This is a genomic window from Plantactinospora sp. WMMB334 (genome assembly GCF_049179095.1).
In the GTDB taxonomy this organism is placed as follows: Bacteria; Actinomycetota; Actinomycetes; order Mycobacteriales; family Micromonosporaceae; genus Plantactinospora.
Genome location: NZ_JBMHME010000002.1, coordinates 4,269,765 through 4,287,117 on the forward strand (window position 1 = coordinate 4,269,765; position 17,353 = coordinate 4,287,117).

Sequence of the window (17,353 nt, forward strand, 5' to 3'; positions counted from 1 at the left end):
CCCGCCTGAAGTGCAAGGAAGGGCCCCCGCTACAACAGAAAACGATATGCGGGGGCCCTTCCTTACACCTCAGCGGCGGAGGGTGAGGATGAGGTCGACGACCAGGGCGGTCCAGCCGGTCTGGTGCCAGGCGCCGAGCCCGGCGCCGTTGTCGCCGTGGAAGTACTCGGGGAACGCGATCAGGTCCTTCCAGTCGGGATGGGTCTGGAAGAGCTCGGCGACACCGTAGATCGGGCGGCGGCCCCAGGCGTCCGGCACGAAGAGCGCGATGAGCCGGGCGGAGAGGTCGTCGGCGATCTCGGTGAGCGTGTGCTTGCTGCCGGAGCGGGTCGGATATTCCACCAGCAGGTCGTCGCCGAAGAACGCGGCGTGGTCCCGGAGCGCCGAGATCAGCATGAAGTTGGTCGGCATCCAGATCGGGCCGCGCCAGTTGGAGTTGCCACCGAAGAGCCCGGACGCCGACTCCGCCGGCTCGTAGCCGACGGTGAACTCCTGCCCGCCCAACTCCACCGTGAACGGCCGCTCCAGATGCCGCCGGGAGAGCGTACGCAGCCCGTACGGGGAGAGGAACTCGTCCTCGTCGAGCATCTGGGCGAGCAGCCGGACGAACTGGTCCGGTCCGACCATCGAGAGCAGCCGCTGCTGCCGCCCGTCCCCGCCGAGCCGGCGGGCGCCGATCACCCCGGAGTACTCCGGCTTGTTGGCGAGGAACCAGCGCAGCCGCGCGGTCAGCTCGGGCAGCCGGTTGAGCGTGACCGTGGTCAGCCGGGTGATCGCGGCCAGCGGCAGCAGCCCCACCACCGAACGCACCTTGAGCGGCCGGCTCGTCCCGTCCGGCAGCCGGAGCACGTCGTAGAAGAAGCAGTCCTCGTCGTCCCAGAGCCCCTGGTCGTAGGCTGCCGCGGCGATGTAGGCGAAGTGCTCGAAGAACTTCGTCGCGATGTCGGAGTAGGTCGGGTCGTGCACCGCCAGGATCAGCGCCATGTCGAGCAGGTTGAGCGCGTACATGGCCATCCAGCCGGTGCCGTCGGACTGCTCCAGCACGCCGGCCACCGGCAGCGCGGCGGAACGGTCGAAGGGGCCGACGTTGTCCAGCCCGAGGAAGCCGCCCTCGAAGACGTTGTTGCCGCCGGTGTCCTTCCGGTTGACCCACCAGGTGAAGTTGAGCAGCAGCTTGTGCATCATCCGGGCCAGGAAGTCGAAGTCCCGGCCGCCGTCGATCTCGAAGACCTTCAGCGCCGCCCAGGCGTGCACGGGCGGGTTCACGTCGCCGAAGGCCCACTCGTACGCCGGGATCTGCCCGTTCGGGTGCAGGTACCACTCCCGGAGCAGCAACAGCAGCTGCGCCTTGGCGAACCCGGGATCCACCCGGGCGATGGTCACGCAGTGGAAGGCGAGGTCCCAGGCGGCGTACCAGGGATATTCCCAGGGGTCCGGCATCGAGATGACGTCGAAGCTGTTCATGTGCCGCCAGGAACTGTTGCGGCCGTACCGGTGGCCGTCCGGCGGCGGTGTGGAGGCCGGGTCGCCGGTCAGCCACTGCTCCACGTCGAAGTGGTAGAACTGCTTGCCCCACATCAGCCCGGCGATCGCCTGCCGGGCCACCTCCGCCTCGTGCCGGGTGGCGCCGGCCGGGATCAGCTCGGCGAAGAACTCGTCCGCCTCCGCGGAGCGGGTCGCCAGCACGGTGTCGAAGTCCGCCCCGAGGTCGAGCCGGGGTGCCGGGTCGCCCGCCGGCGGCGGCGAGGTCAGGGTGAGCCGCAGCCTGATCCGCGCCTCGCCCCGGGCCGGTACGTCCAGCACGTAGTGCAGCGCACCCTTGGTCCCCTCACCCGCCGGGTTGACCGTGTCGGCGCCGTCGACCACGTGGTCGTTGATCCCGTCCTTCGGGTACGCGCTGCGCCCCGGCAGCCCCCAGAGCCGCTCGGTGTTGGTCTCGTTGTCGCAGACCAGGGCGGTCGGCTCGCCCTCGCCCTCCAGCACGATCTGGCCGAGCACCCAGTGCTCCCCCACCAGCCGGCCGGGGGTGCCGACCAGCTTCGGCACCTGGTCGCGGCCGGGCAGCCCCCAGGACCAGGTGTTGCGGAACCAGAGCGTGGGCAGCACGTGCAGCCGCGCCGCCTCGTCGCCCCGGTTGGCGACGGTGATCGAGATGCACATGTCGGTCGGGGACGCCTTGGCGTAGTCCACGACGACAGCCCAGTACCGGTCGTCGTCGAAGATGCCGGTGTCGACGAGCTCGTACTCGACCTCGTCCCGGCCCCGGCCGCCGTTGACCGCGACCAGCTCGTCGTAGGGGAAGGCGGCCTGCGGGTAGTGGTAGCGCCAGCGCATCCAGGAGTGCGTCGGGGTGGAGTCCAGGTACCACCAGTAGTCCTTGGCGTCCTCGCCGTGGTTGCCACCGTCGCCACCGAGGCCGAACATCCGCTCCTTGAGGATCGGGTCGGCGCCGTTCCAGAGCGCCAGCCCGAAGCAGAAGGTCTGCCGATCGTCGCAGACCCCGGCCATCCCGTCCTCGTTCCACCGGTAGGTCCGGGAGCGGGCGTGGTCGTGCGGGAAGTAGTCCCAGGCGGTGCCGTGCTCGCTGTAGTCCTCCCGCACCGTCCCCCAGGCCCGCTCGGCGACGTAGGGGCCCCAGCCCCGCCACGACTCCTCCCCGGCGTCGGCCTGGGCCAGCCGGCGCCGCTCGGGATCGGGCCCGCCGTGCGCGGCCGCCCCGCTCCCGCCCGCGCCGCCGCCCCCCGGTGGACGGTCCGGGCGGCCCTGCGCCGGATCGTCGGGCACCGCGCGCGGCGCGTCGTCGGGCACCGCACGCGCCGGCTCGTCCGGGGCCGCCTGCGCCGCAGCGCGCCGTCGCCCGGTCGACCAGGTACGCACCGTCTCCCGCCAGCTACGCTGCGCGTCCCGCCCGTCGCCCATCCGACCTCCGCCCGTCATCCGTCCGATCCCCTGCGGTCATCCTTCCGATCATTGTGATCGGTCCCGGCCCGACCGGCCAAGGAAGGGGGGCCGACCGGCACGGCGGAGGAAGGGGGGCCGCCGACACGGCGGAGGAAGGGGGGCCGGCCGGCACGGCGGAGGAAGGGGGCCGCCGACACGGCGGAGGAAGGCACCGGCCAGCGCGCGGGCGGGAGGGGCCGCCGGCACGGCCGAGCGGGGTAGTGACGCTCGCCATCACCCGTGTGCGCTCCGTCACCGGAGAGGGCATCATGGGCGCCATGCTGCCGATCGAGTTCGGGCCGCGGGTCTGCGGCCACCTGGAGGCCGGCGTCGACCGGGAATGGCTGGTCCCGGACGGCCTCGGCGGGTACGCGATGGGCACGGTGAGCGGGCTGCGTACCCGGCGCTACCACGGGTTGCTGATGGTCGCCGGTGAGACTCCGGCGGCCCGCCGGCTCGGGCTGGTCAGCCTGGACCCGGAGCTGATCCTTCCCTCCGGCGCGGCGGTCCGGCTCGGTGCGCACGAGTGGCGCTCCGGCGACGTCGACCCGCGCGGCTACGAGCTGCTGGAGCGCTTCGAGCTGGTCGACGGGCTGCCCCGGTGGCGGTGGCGGATCGGCGACCTGGTGCTGGAGCGGGAGCTGGCCATGGCGTACGGCCGGTCCTGTCTGGCGGTCCGGCACCGGCTGGTGGCCGGCGGCCCGGCCCGGCTCGGCCTCGCCGCCGTGGTGACCTGGCGGGACGGGCACGGCGAGCGGCGGGCCGACGGCCCGGCGCCGAAGATCGAGCCGGTGGCCGGCGGCGCGGTCGTCGAGGAGGCGTTCCGGCTCGCCGGGCCGGAGTGGGTGGCCGAGGGCCAGTGGTGGCACGGGGTGCACCACCGGGAGGAGGCGGCCCGGGGACTCGCCCCGGAGGAGGACCTCTGGTATGCCGGCCGCTTCACCGGCGCGCTGGACCGCCCCGGCGACAGCGTCTCGGTCCTGGCCTGGGCCGGCGACCTGGCCGAGGAGCCACCACCGGCCGACGAGGTGATCGAGGCGGCCCGGCGGCGCAACCGCCGGGTGGTGGCGGCCGGGAAGCCGGCCGACGCGGCGGCGGCGACGCTGACCCTGGCCGCCGACGCGTTCGTGGTCCGCACCGGCACCGGGCCGGACGTGGTGGCCGGCTATCCGTGGTTCGGCGCCTGGTCCCGGGACACGATGATCGCGTACGAGGGGTTGTTCCTCGCCACCGGTCGGCCCGACGAGGGGCGGGAGCTGCTCCGGGCGTACGCGGCAACGCTCTCGGAGGGGATGCTGGCGAACACCGCCGACACCGGGCGGGTGGAGTTCAACACGGTCGACGGCACGCTCTGGTTCGTGCACGCGGTGGCCCGGCACGTGGCGGTCACCGGCGACACCGACCTCGGCGCCGAACTGCTGCCGGCGCTGCGGACGGTGGTCGAGCACCACCTGCGGGGCACCCGGTACGGCATCGTCGCCGACCCGGCCGACGGGCTGCTCACCCAGGGCGCCCGCGGCGAGGCGCTGACCTGGATGGACGCCCGGGTCGACGGCGAGCCGGTGACCCAGCGGGCCGGCAAGCCGGTCGAGGTGAACGCGCTCTGGATCAACGGGCTGGCCGCGGTCACCGAACTGGCCCGGCTGCTCGGGCAGGAGCCCGGCCCGGCACCGGCCGCGCACCAGCGGGCCCGGGCGGCGTTCCGGCGCCGCTTCCCGGCGCCGGCCGGCTGGCTCCACGACGTGGTCGACGCCCCGCCGCCGGCCTATCCGCGCGGAGCCGGCGACGGCCACGACGACGACCTGCTCCGGCCGAACCAGCTGCTCGCCTGGTCGCTGCCGTACCCGCCGCTGGACCCGGATCCGACGGTGCTGCGCCGGATCGGCGAGGCCCTGCTGACCCCGCTCGGCCCGCGCAGCCTCGCCCCGGAGAGCCCCGGCTACGTCGAGCGGCACCGGGGCGGCCCGGCGGACCGCGACTCCGGCTACCACCAGGGCACCGTCTGGCCCTGGCTGATCGGCCCGTACGCGGACGCCTGCCGCCGCGCCGGCCTCCCCGTCGACGACCTCTTCGCCGGACTGGTCGCGCACCTGTCCGAGTACGGACTCGGCTCGGTCAGCGAGACCGCGGACGGCCTGCCGCCGCACGGCGCCACCGGGGCGCCGTTCCAGGCCTGGTCGGTGGCGGAACTTCTACGCGTACGCCGAAGCTGACCGAGCGCCGTTACATCCCCGCAACGGCCGCGTCTTCACCAATTTTCCCGCCGCCGGCAGTATTGGCGCCAACCCAATGACGCGTAGGCACCCGTAACAGGTGTCAATACGCGTGTGCGTGGGAATCAACTCAAAGGGGGCTGGGCCATGTCACCGACTGCCGACGTCATCACCTTCCCGGTAGCCCGCCCGCTGAAGATACTCATCCTCTCCTGGGAGTACCCGCCGGTGCTCGTCGGCGGGCTCGGCCGGCACGTGCACGCCCTGGCCACCGCGCTGGCCGCCGCCGGGCACCAGGTCACCGTGGTCACCCGGCACGGCGAGGGCGCCCCGGTGGAGGCGTACGCCGACGGGGTGCACGTGGTGCGCGCCCCCGAGGACCCGGTCGGGTTCCCGCTGGCCACCCCGAGCCTGCTCGCCTGGACCATGGCGTTCAACCACACTCTGACCCGGACCGCCCTGCGGGCCGCCAGGACGGGCGACTACGACGTGATCCACGCCCACGACTGGCTCGTCGCGCACACCGCGATCACCCTCGCCGACCACCTGGACATCCCGCTGGTCACGACGATCCACGCCACCGAGGCGGGCCGGCACCAGGGCTGGCTGCCGGACGAGATGAACCGGACCATCCACTCGGTCGAGCACTGGCTCAGCGCCGAGTCACACCGGGTCATCACCTGCTCCGGCTACATGCGGGACCAGGTGAAGGGGCTCTTCGGGCTCCCGGACGGGCACGTCGAGGTGGTGCCGAACGGTGTCGACGACCGGGCCTGGTCGGCCCAGCCCCGGGCCGTCGCCGCCGCGCGGAAGCGGTACGCCGGCGCCGGCCCGCTGGTCGGGTTCGCCGGCCGGCTCGTCTACGAGAAGGGCGTGCAGCACCTGGTGCACGCGGTGCCGAGGCTGCGGGAGCGGCACCCGGAACTCCGGGTGGTGATCGCCGGCGACGGTCCGTACCGGCAGGAGTTGCAGGAGCAGGCGCAGCGGCTCGGGCTGGCGGAGAGCGTACGCTTCGCCGGGTTCATGACCGAGCGGCAGTTGCCGGCGGTGCTCGCCGCCACCGACGCGACGGTGGTGCCGAGCCTCTACGAGCCGTTCGGGATGGTCGCCCTGGAGGCGGCCGCCGCCGGGGCGCCGCTGGCGGTCGCCGCCACCGGCGGGCTCGCCGAGATCGTGGAGCCCGGGGTCACCGGGGTCACCTTCCCGCACAGCGACCCGGACGCGCTGGCCGGTGCCGTCGACTCGCTCCTCGGCGACGAGGTCTTCGCCCGCCGGGTCGCCCGCCGGGCCCGCACCATGGTCACCGAGCGGTACGGCTGGGCGAGCATCGCCGCCCGCACGGCCGCGGTCTACGCCAGCGCGGCGAACGCCGGCCCCGCCCCGCGCGTCCGGGCCGGCAGCGGGGCGGCGCGGATCGTCGTACCCGAGGGGAACCTGCTGGCCCTCGACGGCGCCGCCTGCTGACCCGGCACCGAACCGGCACTGCCGACCCCGCCGGGTCCGGTTCGACCGACCCCGCCGGGTCCGGGTTCGACCGGCAGCTTATACCGACAGCGCGGGCCGGATTCGACCGGCGCCGCCGGGCCGTGGGGCCGGCGGCGCCGTGGGGCCGGCGGCGCCGTGGGGCCGGCGGCGCCGTGGGGCCGGCGGCGCCGTGGGGCCGGCGGCGCCGGTGCGCCGTGGGGCCGGCGGCGCCGGTGGGCCGGCTCCCGGCGCGGCCGGTCCGGTCCGCGACACGCCGGCAACCCACAGTGGATCACTTGGTGATTGCCTCGGGATCGGCGGTTTGGCACAGTGTCGCCAGCCGTACGGGATGTTCCTGGGGAGGATGCAGAACGATGATGGGGCCATCCCATGCGCTGTCCGGTGCCGCGGTCTGGCTGGCCGGGTCCTGGGGTCTGGACTACTTCGCCGGCTACGAGCAGTCACCGCTGGCGATCGCGGTCGGCACGGCGGTCTGCGCGGGTGGGGCGCTCTTCCCCGACCTCGACATGTCCGGCAAGGTCACCCGCAACCAGGGCGGCGCGACCGTGGCCCGCACCTTCGGCGTGGTGTCGCTCTTCTTCGCCGAGGTGATGGAGAAGATCTCCCTCGGCGTCTACCACGCCACCAAGCTGAGCAAGGATCCACATCGGAACAACGGCCACCGTACGCTCACCCACACCCTGCCGTTCACCGTGCTGGTCGGTTGGGGCACCACCGCCCTCTGCACCGCGTACGGCAAGTGGGCCGTGATCGGCATCCTCTTCTTCATGATCGGTCTGGCGCTGCGTGGCCTCTTCGACGAGTGGGCGAAGCGGGCGGGCTGGGTCATCGTGACCCTGGTGTCGGCGGCGGCGGCCTATTTCACCTTCCTGCACCTCCCCGGCGACCGGGGCTACCCGATGCTCGGGGTGGCGGTCGGCGTCGGCTGTTTCGTGCACATCATGGGTGACATCATCACCAGCAACGGCGTACCGATCCTCTGGCCGGTGCCGATCAAGCGTCGCATGTGGATGATGATCGGCATCCCGAACAAGATCGCGGTCAAGGTCGGCGGCAAGGTGGAGACGGTGGTGCTGCGCAGCGTCTTCACGGTGATCGCCATCCTCTCCGCGCTCGGCCTGCTCGCCCCGTCGGTGCTGCGCCGCTTCGACATCGAGGTGTGACCCGCCCGACCGGCGGCGCCCGGGCGTCAACAGGGGGCCCTTCTACTACAGAAAACGATAAGCGGGGGCCCTTCCTTACGCCTCAGACGGCGACCCGCTGGGCGGGGACCGGGACGGTCAGGTTCCAGGCGGCGAGCAGCTCCGGAGTGTTCGCCCGGCTGCCGTCGGCCACGGTGTCGCAGGCGATGTCGACGATCTCGTCCTTGTGCGCCATCAGGTAGGGTCGGGCGCCGACGTCGGCGTTGGCCAGCGCGGCGATGCCCGGCCAGTGCCGGCGGCCGAAGAGCATGGGATAGCCGCGCAACCCGTCGTAGGTGGCGCAGACCAGGGCCTCCGGATAGGGCAGCGCCGCCACCCGGCGTACCGCCGCCTCGGTCAGGCCCGGCATGTCCACCGGGACCACCACCACCGCCTCGACCCCGGCCGGCACGGCGTCCAGGCCGAGCCGGATGGACGACCCGATCCCGGTCCCCCAGGAACGGTTGACCACCACCGTCGCCCCGGAGAGGTCGGCGGTCGACCGGACCTGCTCGGCCGCGGCCCCGAGGACCACGACCAGCGACCCACAGCCCGCCGCACGCATCGTGTCGAGCACCTGGTTCACCAGGGGTCTCCCGCCCTGGTGCAGCAACGCCTCCGGGCCGCCGATCCGGCGTCCCCCACCCGCGGCGATGATCATTCCTGCGATCCGGTTCAGCTGCCTCACCTTCCGCCGGGCACGCGTTTCCGCCGCGTGCACAACGGACCCAACGAGCGGGCGCGGGCGAGGTATCGGCACTAAACGGACTAATTCGGGAGCTAAGCCGCGTCGGCGTAACAGGTCACCACGGAGATGTCGAGGGGGAACCGGACCGGCGTCGCGCCGAAGAGCAGCCGCCCGGCCTGCACCGCCGCCTCCTGCACCAGGGCGGTCACCCGGTCGGCCTGCTCCGCCGGGCAGTGCACGAGCACCTCGTCGTGCTGGAAGAAGACCAGCTCGGCGCGGCCAACCGGCCCGGAACCCGCCCCGGCGGCGGAATCGTCGCCGAGGCGGGCCAGCCCGTTGCGCAGCCCGGCGAGCAGGGTCAGCGCCCACTCCGCCGCGGTGGCCTGGATGACGAAGTTGCGGGTGAACCGGCCCCGGGCCCTGGCGGCGGCCCGGGCACGCGGCCCGAACGGGTCGACGCCGCCGGCCTCGACCACCGTCCCCTCCCCCTCCTCGGACTCCCGGAGCGCGACCGAGGCCGGCGGGCAGGTACGCCCCAGCCAGGAGCGCACCAGCCCACCGCCCTCACCGGTCCGCGCGGCCGCCTCGACGTATTCGAAAGCGGTCGGGTAACTGCGGCGCAGCACCGCCAGGGCGGGGATCGCGGAGCCACCCGTCTGGCCGTACATCGCGCCGAGCAGGGCCAGCTTGGCCCGCGCCCGGTCACCGCCGAAGCTCTCCCGGGCGAGTGCGGCGTAGAGGTCACCGGCGCCACCGGCGGCGGCGAGCCGGGCATCCCCGGAGACCGCCGCCAGCACCCGGGGCTCCAACTGGCCGGCGTCGGCGACCACGAACCGCCAGCCCGGATCGGCCAGCACCGCCCGCCGGACCACCTTGGGAATCTGCAACGCGCCGCCGCCCCGGGTCGCCCAGCGCCCGGAGACGACGCCGCCCGGGACGTACTCGGGACGGAACCGGCCGCCCCGCACCCACGCGTCCCGCCAGGCCCAGCCGTGCGCCGTCCAGATCCGGTAGAGCTCCTTGTATTGCAGCACCAGCGGAACCGCCGGATGGTCGATGCCGCGCAGCACCCAGGCGCGGGTGCTCGGCAGGTCGTGGCCGGCCCGGGCAAAGGCGCGGAGCAGCTCGGCCGGGGACTCGGCGTGCAGGTGGCGGACCCCGAAGGCGGCCGCGATCCGCGCGGAGAGTTCCGCCAGCCGCCGTGGCGGCCCGCCCACCGGAGAGGGCTCGCCGAGCAGGTCGACCAGGAGCGCGTCGTGCACGTCGGCCCGCCAGGGCAGCCCCGCCGCGGTCATCTCGGCGGCGCTGAGCGCACCGGCGGACTCGGCCGCGACCAGCAGCCGGAACCGTCCCGGATCCGCGGTCGACGCGGCCCGGCGCTGCTGGTCGGCGTAGACCCGGACCAGGGGCTCGAGGCCGAGCGGCGGCCGTCCCGGCACGACGTCGAAGAGCGCGGTCTGGCCGTCGCCGGGCGGCGCGGCGGCCCGGGGTGGCGGATCGGCCGGCACGGGCGCGCCGGTCAGCCGGGCCCACGCGGCGCCCAGCCCGCGCGGCTCGCCCCAGCGCCCGTCCTGGCCGAGCAGCAGCGCCTCGGTCAGCTCGACATCGTGGCAGCGCTCCACCCGGCAACCCCGGCGCAGCAGGCCGGGATAGATCGCGGCGGTGCAGGCCCAGACCCAGCGTGGCCGGTCGGCCCGCTCCCGGGCCGCGACCGCCGTGGCAAGGTCGGGAACCTGCTCGGCGGGGCCGGCGGGCCGGCCGTCCGGCCGCAGCGGCACGAGCTGGCCTCCGTCGCCCTCCTCGTCGCGAGCCACCGCCACCTGCACGCCGACGATTCTGCCCGCCCCGACCGACATCCCCGGCGGCCGAGCGAGAACTTCCACCGGCCCGCCGGCCGCTGCTGGTGAGCCAAGTCATAAAGCGATACGCTGAATCCTCCAGAAATCAGCCCCATCGTGATTGGGCGGGGGAGCCTCAGCCGAGGCGGTGCGTGCTGGTGCTCCTCGACGTCGCCCTCCAGGAGGCTCGACAGGAGGGCGCAGGGTGGCACAGGAGCGGCCGACCGAGTGGGACGTCCAGCTGGGCGGCCGGACGCTCGTGGTCGAGACCTCCGGCGACGCGAACGGGTTCCCCGTCTTCCTGATGCACGGCATGCCCGGCAGCCGCAGCGGCCCGAAGCCCCGGGGCATGATCCTCCACCTGCTCGGCATCCGGTTGATCTGTTACGACCGGCCGGGCTACGGCAGGTCCACCCGCCATCCGGGCCGCCGGGTCGTCGACGCGGTCCTCGACGTGCAGGCGATCGCCGATCATCTCGAGCTGGACGAGTTCGCCGTCGTGGGCCGCTCCGGCGGAGGACCGCACGCCCTCGCCTGCGCCGCCAGCGACCTGTTCACCGGCCGGCTCACCCGGGCCGCGGTGCTGGTCTCCCCGGCTCCCTCCGACGCCGCCGGCCTGGACTGGTACGACGGCATGGCCCCCTCCAACATCCAGGCATACCAGGAGGCGACCTCCGACCGGCGCCGGCTGATCGAGTCGCTGACCATCCGGGCCGACCGCACCCGGCGGGATCCCTCGAGTGTGGTCAGCTTCATCGACGGCGAGTTGAGCGCCGCCGACCGCAACGTGGTCGAGGACGTCGCGCTGCGCCGGCTGCTGACCGAGAGTTACGCCGAGGCGGTGCGGTTCGGCGCCGACGGCTGGATCGACGACGCGTTGGCGCTCAGCCGCGACTGGGGCTTCGACCTCTCCTCGATCAAGGTGCCGGTCCGGCTCTGGCACGGCGCCGAGGACCACTTCTCACCCGTCGCGCACACCCGGTGGCTCCAGTCGCAGATCCGGCATGCCGAGGTCGACGTGCAACCCGGGGTGGGGCACTTCGCCGCCGTGCAGATCCTGCCGGACATCCTCGCCTGGCTCGCCCTCCCCCGGCCGGAGCTGGTCGACCTCCATCCGACCGCTCCGGCCTGACCCGGCCGGCCCCGTCGCGGATCAGAACGGGTGCGGCTCCAGCACCCGGTCGAGCAGCGTCCGCCCGTCCAGCAGGCGTACGTCCGGGTGGCTGTTGCCCAGCCGCCCGGTCAGCTCCGCCAGGGCCGCGTCGAACTCCTCGGCACCGGAGTCCGGCTCGCGCAGGTTCCGCACCAGAGCCAGGTTGGCGGCGGCGCGCAGCGTGTCCGGGTGCCCCGGCACGAGCGCCGTACGCATGCGCTTGTGCAGCTCCTCCATCAGCTCGACCGCGCCGCCGAGATCACCGGTCTCGGCCCTGCCTACCGCCAGGTTCATCTGGGCGGCGAGCAGGAACGGGTGCTCCGGATGCAGCATCCCGGCGAGTCCGGTCGCGGCCGCCTGTGCCGAGCCGCGGGCGGACGCCCGGTCACCCCGTGCCCGTGCCGCCACCGCGAGGTTGTTCTCGCAGACCAGTATGTGCGGATGCGGGCCGTCGAAGAGCTGCTGGTAGCCCGCCTGCACCGCGCGCAGCTCCGCCTCGGCCTCGGCGACCTGCCGCAACGTGAGCCGGTTCGTCGCCCGGCTCAGCCGGGCCGCCAGCGTGTCGGGACTCTCGTCGCCCAGCGTCATCCGCAACACGTCGTAGGCGGCGTCGAGCAGCCGGCCCGCCTCGGTCGCCTGGCCCACGGTCCGCAGCGCCACCGCCAGGTTCACCTGGGCGTTCAGCGTGGCCACCGCGTTCGGGCCGGAGAGAGCCTGGTAGCCGGCCAGCGCCTCCTGGGACTCGGTCAGCGACCGCTGGTAGTCACCGGACTCCCGCAGGTCCCGGGCGAGGCTGACGGCGGAGGCGAGCGTCCAGTGGTTGTTGCGGCCGAGCATCACCCGACGTCGCTGGAACACCTGGTCGTCGAGGCGCTGCGCCTCCCGGGTGTTGCCGGCCAGCCGCATCGAGGCGGCCAGGTTGTTCAGCGCCGCGAGCGTACGCGGGAAGTCGTCACCGAAGTCCCGCGACCACATCCGGTAGGTCTGCTGGTCCCGGGTCAGCGCCTCGCCGTACCGGCCGAGACCCCGCAGGTCGGCGGCGAGGCTGCCGGCGGTCATCAGCGCGTCGGCGTGCGTCTCGCCGAGCAGTTCCCGCTGCTCGGCCAGGGTCGCCTCGTCCGTGGTGTACGCCCGTCCGAAGTGGCCCTGTGAGCGCAGCACGTTGGCGTAGTTGAAGCGCAGCCGCAGCAGCGGCGGGCGCAACACGTCCCGCTCGGCCGGATCCGTGCTGGCACCGAGCCGGCCGTCCCACGCCTCGAGGATCCGCTCGGCCAACTCGCGGGCCTGCTCGAGCACGCCGCGCAGCCAGATGTAGCGGACCCGTTCGACAAGCAGGTCCAGTACGGCCGGGTCGTGGGAGTCGAGCGCCGCCCGCATGGCCTCCTCGGACTCCTCCAGGTGCGGCCAGAGCAGTTGGAAGCGGTCCCAGTTCTCGGCCACGTCCACGTCGCTGTCCGGCCGGGCCGCCGCCAGGGCGCTCACCACCTGCTGCCGGATCGCCTGCCGCTCCTCGCCGGTCATCCGCCGCTGGACGGCGTCGCGCAGCAGGCGGTGCAGTTCGATCTGCTGGGCACGGGTGTCGAGCCGCAGCAGGGCCAGCCGGTTGGTCCGCTGGATCAGCTTCGCCGCACCGGAGCGGGTCGGCACCGACGGGTCGGCCCCGCGCAGCAGCTCACCCATGCCCTTGCTGTTGAGCAGTTCGATGGAGACCTTCACCGAGAGCACCGAACAGATCTCCAGCAGCCGGTAGGCGCCCGGCGAGTCCTGCCTGAGCCGGTCCAGGGACGGTCCCCAGGTGTCCAGCCCGGGCCCCTGCTCGGCAAGCTGCACGAGGTACTCGTCCACGCTGATCCCGCTGTCGGCCAGGTAGGCGCCGGCCGGGGCCAGCGCGATCGGCAGGTCACCGAGCGCCTCGGCGACCCGGTCGGCGTCCCCGGAGGAGATGCCGGGCGCCCGGCGCTGGAGCTGCTCGATGCTCTCGGCCCGGCTGAACGGGCTGATCTCGATCGTCTCCGCGCCCTCCTCCCAGGTCTTCTCCCGGGCGGTGATGATGATGTGGCCCCGACCGCCCTGCGGCAGGAACTCCTCGATCTCGTGGTAGTCGGCGACGTTGTCGAAGACCAGCAGCCAGCGCGGGTAGCGGTCGCCCCGGACCAGCGTGTCGAGCACCTGGCGGATGGCGGCCGGGACGTTCGCCTGGTCCGGCAGGCCCATCCGCTCGCCGAGCTCGACCAACTGGGTGTCGATGAAGATCCGTGGGTCGGCCTCGACCCAGAACACCAGGTCGTATGCCGTCCGGAACCGGTGGGCGTACTCCAGGGCGATCTGGCTCTTGCCGACGCCGCCCATCCCGTGCAGCGCGACAAGTGAATATCCCCGACTGACGCCGGAGGTGAGCAGGTTCCGCAGCCTGCGCAGGTTCTCGTCCCGCCCGGTGAACTGCACGTTGGCGACCGGGGTCTTCTGCAACTCGGGTCCGCTGCCCGGATAGCGGGCCCCGGGTGCCGCACCGGCGTCGTCGGGGGCGGGCGCCACCCGGCCGACCAGCCGGAGCAGGGCCGCCACCGCGTCGCTCGCCCGGGTCACCCCGGTCAGGAAGACCGACGTCTCCGGCAGGAACTCGGGCAGCGGCCTGACGTCGTCGACGTAGACCGCGAGCGGGGTGCCCGAACCGGGGGTCTCGGCCGGTGGCAGGGAGTCCAGCGGGCTCTCCGCGTAGCCGGTCGAGACGATGGTCAGGGTCCGGATCGGCACGGCCTCCCGGCCCACGCCCGCCTCCGCCGGCCAGACGTCGACGACCCGGATCCCGGCCGGCCCGAGGATCCGCTCGATCCACTCCGCCCAGACCTTGTCCTTCGGGGAGTACCGCAGCAGGATCTCGCCCTGCGGCAGGAACCGCTTGCGCTCGAACTGGGAACGCAACTGGTCCCGCAGCACCTCCTCCATCCGGGGCAGCGAGCGGACCTGGCCTTCGGTGATCGCCGAGGTCAGCCGCTCGTACGCGGAGAGCATCACCCGGTCGGTGCCGAAGGTCGCCAACGTCTCCTCGTACGCGTAGTACGCCACGTACGGCACCTCGACCTCGGCCCAGTAGTCCCGCCGGTCCCCCTCGCCCAGCCCCGCCGGCAGGCCCGCGAAGCGGTGCATGGCGAGCGCCCGGCCGGCGTTGGCCTTGTCCTGTTCGGCCGGGTCGACCCGCATCGGCGCCGGCAGCACCCGGATCCGCCGGTTGCCGTACCGCCTGGTGACGTCACGGGCCACCCGCGCCGCGCCCTCGATGCCCTGGTCGCTCAGGGTGAAGCAGTCGACAAGCACGTCCGGCAGGTGGATGGTGCAGATGCTCGCCACGTCGCTCAGCCCGGTCCGGCTGTCGATGAGCGTGTAGTCGTAGTTGCGCCGCATGTCCTCGCGGAGCGCGTCGATGAAGGCCGCCCCGCCGAGCACGTCGTAGAAGACGTCCCAGTCCAGCCCGCTGATCCCGGCGACGTAGTCCTGGTTCTGCCGGCCGGCGGAGAGGAAGTCCAGGCTGCCCCCGCCGGGGAAGCTGTAGGTCAGCGAGAAGGCGAAGTGCCGTACCCGGGCGAACTCCGCCTCCCAGCCGGCGGGCAGGGAGCCGACCGTCGGCACGCCGTCGGCGTCCTTGGCCGAAGCCTGGGTCTCGAAGCCGCGGATCATGTCGATGACCCCGCCGGTGCCGGCCAGCACGCTGATGTCGATGAAGGGGTGGAAGAACCGGTGCAGGCCGGGCGACTCCAGGTCCCAGTCCGCGACCAGCACCTTCCTGCCGTTCGCGGCGAGGATCCAGGCCACGTTGGCCAGTGCCATGGTCCGACCGGTGCCGCCCTTGAACGAGTAGAACGTGACCACCTGGCCGTTGCGTTCGTCAGTCATCGTTCCTCTTCTGTGCCTGCGCGATCGGTGCCCGCGGGATCGGTGCCCGCGGGATCGGTGCCCGCGGGATCGGTGCCCGCGGGGAGATTGCCCGACGGTTCGGGCCGGCCGAGCTGCGGCCGCCGGGCCCGGGGCCGGCCCGGCGGAAGGACGGGGGCGTTCTTGAGGTACTGCCGGCGCGCCTCGGTCACCAGTTCGGGCATGATCTGCACGAACTCCGACAACTGGCGGATCCGCTTCGCCGGGGGGCGGTTCGCCACGCCGAGCATCCGGGCGACCCGGTCGGCGTACCGGGCGCCCACGGCCGCGGTGTGCGGGTCGCTGTCGTCCAGCACCACCAGCGGGATCACCCAGCGGGGCAGGCGTTTGAGGACGAGCGCCAGGTCGTGCTCACCGGCGCTGTCGCTGACCACCCACGGGTCGATGAGCAGGACCGAGGGGCAGCGGACCATCGCGTCACCGGCGTCCGCGAAGCTGGTGATGTAGGTGGCCAGACCCAGCCGCTCGGCCGTGCTCGCGACGTAGTTCGCGGCGGGCAGCGCCTGCGCCCGGCCGAAGGGACGCCACTGCTCGCTCCGCTCGGTGTAGACCTCGGGGTCCCGGTCGGCCGGCGCCTCGGCCAGGGTCGGCGCGGCGACGACGACCACGAACTGCGCCTCGGCCAGCGAGGTGTGCCGCGCCTCGGCGACCCTGGGCACCACGGAGGGCGGCAGCGGGTGGCGCTGCGCGATCTGCGTCACCTCCGTCGCGAGCCGGCGCAGGACCTCGTCGTACGCGGGGCGGTAGCTGGCGAGCATGCAGAGCGCCCGGAGGCCGTTCTCGGCGTAGCCGGGGACGTCTCCGGCGAGTTCGAACGCCTCGCGGGTCTCGGCGCTCTGCGCCCAGGACGGCAGCGGGATCCAGAGCACCGGGACGATGTGCCGGTACTTCTCGGCAACCGGGGCCGCCCTCAACCGGCGCCGGAACGACTCCAGCTCGCCGAGCGGCCAGGAGTTGCTGAGGTAGCCGGGCGAGTAGAGCGGTACGAAGACCTGGGTGTTGCCGAGCGCCTCGGTCAGCGCCTCCGCCCAGTCCGCGCCGGAGTGCAGTTGCGCGTCGAAGAAACCGACCTGCCGGTCGTCCGGAGCGGAGATCCGGCGGCGGATCTCCGCCGAGAGGTCGTCGAAGAAGACCTTGACCCACTTGTCGGGATCGAGCCGGGGATCCTCCAGCATCGGCGCGGAGTGGGCGTAGCTGAGGAAGAAGTAGGTGCTGCTCCCGATCGCCGGTGGTGCCGCCGCGCCGATCCCGGTCATCCACCCCTCCTGGAGAACGTCCGGTCGAGCCCGCCGGGTTCGGTCAGGACCCGCGGCTCCACCCAGTGCGACCGGGACAGTTCGACGATGCGCTGGGCGAGCTTCCAGATCACCACATCACTGGCGGGATCCTTCATCGACAGCAGGCCGTAGAGGCCCTCCTGGTGATAGGTCGGGACCAGGTCCCCGTCCAGGGTGCCGTCCGGGGAGAACCGCTGGACGTAGCCGGGCGGCTCGCAGGAGTCCGCCGGGGTCCAGCTCACCGGCAGGATGCAGGTCTCGTTGCTGGGCCGGCCGTCGCGCCGTACGACCGCGCGGCTGGCGAAGAGGTTCCACTCCATCGCGCACCACTCACTGTCCAGATAGGCCGGTGAGAGCAACGCGACGAAGACCTGGCAGGTCCCGGCGGCCTCCAGCAGGTCCGGGGTCCACCGCTCGCCGCCGCGCATGTTGCGGTCGATGAAGCCGGGGTCCGCGCCGGGCTGGCGGCTCACCAGGGCGTTCACGTGGATCGACAGCTCGGAGAAGAGCCGCAGAGCGTTGATGTTGGCTTCGCGCCGCCCGCCGGGGGTGCGCTGGGGCGGTTTGATGACGGCGTAACTGACGAAGAAGAGTGGAGCGAGTGGATCGTCCACCACCCTGTCGTCGTCCAACTGCCGCTCTCCCACC

At 73.2% G+C, this 17,353-nt stretch carries 10 protein-coding genes; 4 read left to right on the forward strand and 6 right to left on the reverse strand.

Annotated elements, in window-relative coordinates:
* Window positions 1–69 precede the first annotated feature (69 nt).
* Window positions 70–2,937, reverse strand: coding sequence for an MGH1-like glycoside hydrolase domain-containing protein (locus tag ACN27G_RS18320; RefSeq protein ID WP_421494015.1), 2,868 nt, complete (start codon window positions 2,935–2,937; stop codon window positions 70–72).
* Between the two features lie 281 nt (window positions 2,938–3,218).
* On the opposite strand from ACN27G_RS18320, the gene ACN27G_RS18325 reads away from it, so the two are divergent.
* The 3 genes from ACN27G_RS18325 to ACN27G_RS18335 all read left to right on the forward strand — a co-directional run bounded on the left by ACN27G_RS18325 (window position 3,219) and on the right by ACN27G_RS18335 (window position 7,801).
* Window positions 3,219–5,153, forward strand: coding sequence for an amylo-alpha-1,6-glucosidase (locus tag ACN27G_RS18325; RefSeq protein ID WP_421494016.1), 1,935 nt, complete (start codon window positions 3,219–3,221; stop codon window positions 5,151–5,153).
* A 147-nt stretch (window positions 5,154–5,300) separates the two neighbouring features.
* Window positions 5,301–6,617 carry a glycosyltransferase family 4 protein gene (locus tag ACN27G_RS18330; RefSeq protein ID WP_421494017.1) on the forward strand — a complete coding sequence of 439 codons (1,317 nt, stop codon included), beginning with the start codon at window positions 5,301–5,303 and terminating at the stop codon, window positions 6,615–6,617.
* Window positions 6,618–6,991: 374 nt separating this feature from the next.
* Window positions 6,992–7,801 (forward strand): metal-dependent hydrolase, encoded by an 810-nt coding sequence (locus ACN27G_RS18335; protein WP_421494018.1) that lies wholly within the window; start codon window positions 6,992–6,994, stop codon window positions 7,799–7,801.
* An 82-nt stretch (window positions 7,802–7,883) separates the two neighbouring features.
* Here ACN27G_RS18335 and ACN27G_RS18340 read toward each other — a convergent pair whose 3' ends face one another.
* Together ACN27G_RS18340 and ACN27G_RS18345 are read right to left on the reverse strand one after the other, a co-directional pair.
* A complete protein-coding gene (locus ACN27G_RS18340; protein ID WP_421494019.1) occupies window positions 7,884–8,480 on the reverse strand; it encodes a nucleotidyltransferase family protein in 597 nt (198 codons plus the stop codon).
* A gap of 119 nt (window positions 8,481–8,599) precedes the next feature.
* Window positions 8,600–10,363, reverse strand: coding sequence for a bifunctional 3'-5' exonuclease/DNA polymerase (locus ACN27G_RS18345; RefSeq protein ID WP_421497368.1), 1,764 nt, complete (start codon window positions 10,361–10,363; stop codon window positions 8,600–8,602).
* A gap of 187 nt (window positions 10,364–10,550) precedes the next feature.
* Between ACN27G_RS18345 and ACN27G_RS18350 the strand changes: the two genes are divergently transcribed.
* Window positions 10,551–11,477: an alpha/beta fold hydrolase gene (locus tag ACN27G_RS18350; RefSeq protein WP_421494020.1), complete on the forward strand. Its 927-nt coding sequence runs from the start codon at window positions 10,551–10,553 to the stop codon at window positions 11,475–11,477.
* 21 nt (window positions 11,478–11,498) lie between these two features.
* On the opposite strand, the gene fxsT is transcribed toward ACN27G_RS18350, so the two are convergent.
* From fxsT to ACN27G_RS18365, 3 genes are read right to left on the reverse strand one after another with little or no spacing between them, the layout of a single operon-like run.
* Entirely contained in the window at window positions 11,499–15,389 is a 3,891-nt protein-coding gene (fxsT, locus tag ACN27G_RS18355; RefSeq protein ID WP_421494021.1) for an FxSxx-COOH system tetratricopeptide repeat protein, read from the reverse strand.
* Entirely contained in the window at window positions 15,386–16,684 is a 1,299-nt protein-coding gene (locus ACN27G_RS18360) for a TIR-like protein FxsC (RefSeq protein WP_421494022.1), read from the reverse strand. The genes fxsT and ACN27G_RS18360 overlap by 4 nt, the downstream gene beginning before the upstream one ends.
* Window positions 16,681–17,337: a TIR-like protein FxsC gene (locus ACN27G_RS18365; protein WP_421494023.1), complete on the reverse strand. Its 657-nt coding sequence runs from the start codon at window positions 17,335–17,337 to the stop codon at window positions 16,681–16,683. The genes ACN27G_RS18360 and ACN27G_RS18365 overlap by 4 nt, the downstream gene beginning before the upstream one ends.
* Window positions 17,338–17,353 lie beyond the last annotated feature (16 nt).

Coding starts and splice junctions, on each gene's coding strand:
- ACN27G_RS18320 (WP_421494015.1), bottom strand. CDS start 2,937: ATGACGGGCGGAGGTCGGATGGGCGACGGGCGGGACGCGCAGCGTAGC.
- ACN27G_RS18340 (WP_421494019.1), bottom strand. CDS start 8,480: ATGATCATCGCCGCGGGTGGGGGACGCCGGATCGGCGGCCCGGAGGCG.
- ACN27G_RS18325 (WP_421494016.1), top strand. CDS start 3,219: ATGCTGCCGATCGAGTTCGGGCCGCGGGTCTGCGGCCACCTGGAGGCC.
- ACN27G_RS18335 (WP_421494018.1), top strand. CDS start 6,992: ATGATGGGGCCATCCCATGCGCTGTCCGGTGCCGCGGTCTGGCTGGCC.
- ACN27G_RS18330 (WP_421494017.1), top strand. CDS start 5,301: ATGTCACCGACTGCCGACGTCATCACCTTCCCGGTAGCCCGCCCGCTG.
- ACN27G_RS18360 (WP_421494022.1), bottom strand. CDS start 16,684: ATGACCGGGATCGGCGCGGCGGCACCACCGGCGATCGGGAGCAGCACC.
- ACN27G_RS18345 (WP_421497368.1), bottom strand. CDS start 10,363: ATGTCGGTCGGGGCGGGCAGAATCGTCGGCGTGCAGGTGGCGGTGGCT.
- fxsT (WP_421494021.1), bottom strand. CDS start 15,389: ATGACTGACGAACGCAACGGCCAGGTGGTCACGTTCTACTCGTTCAAG.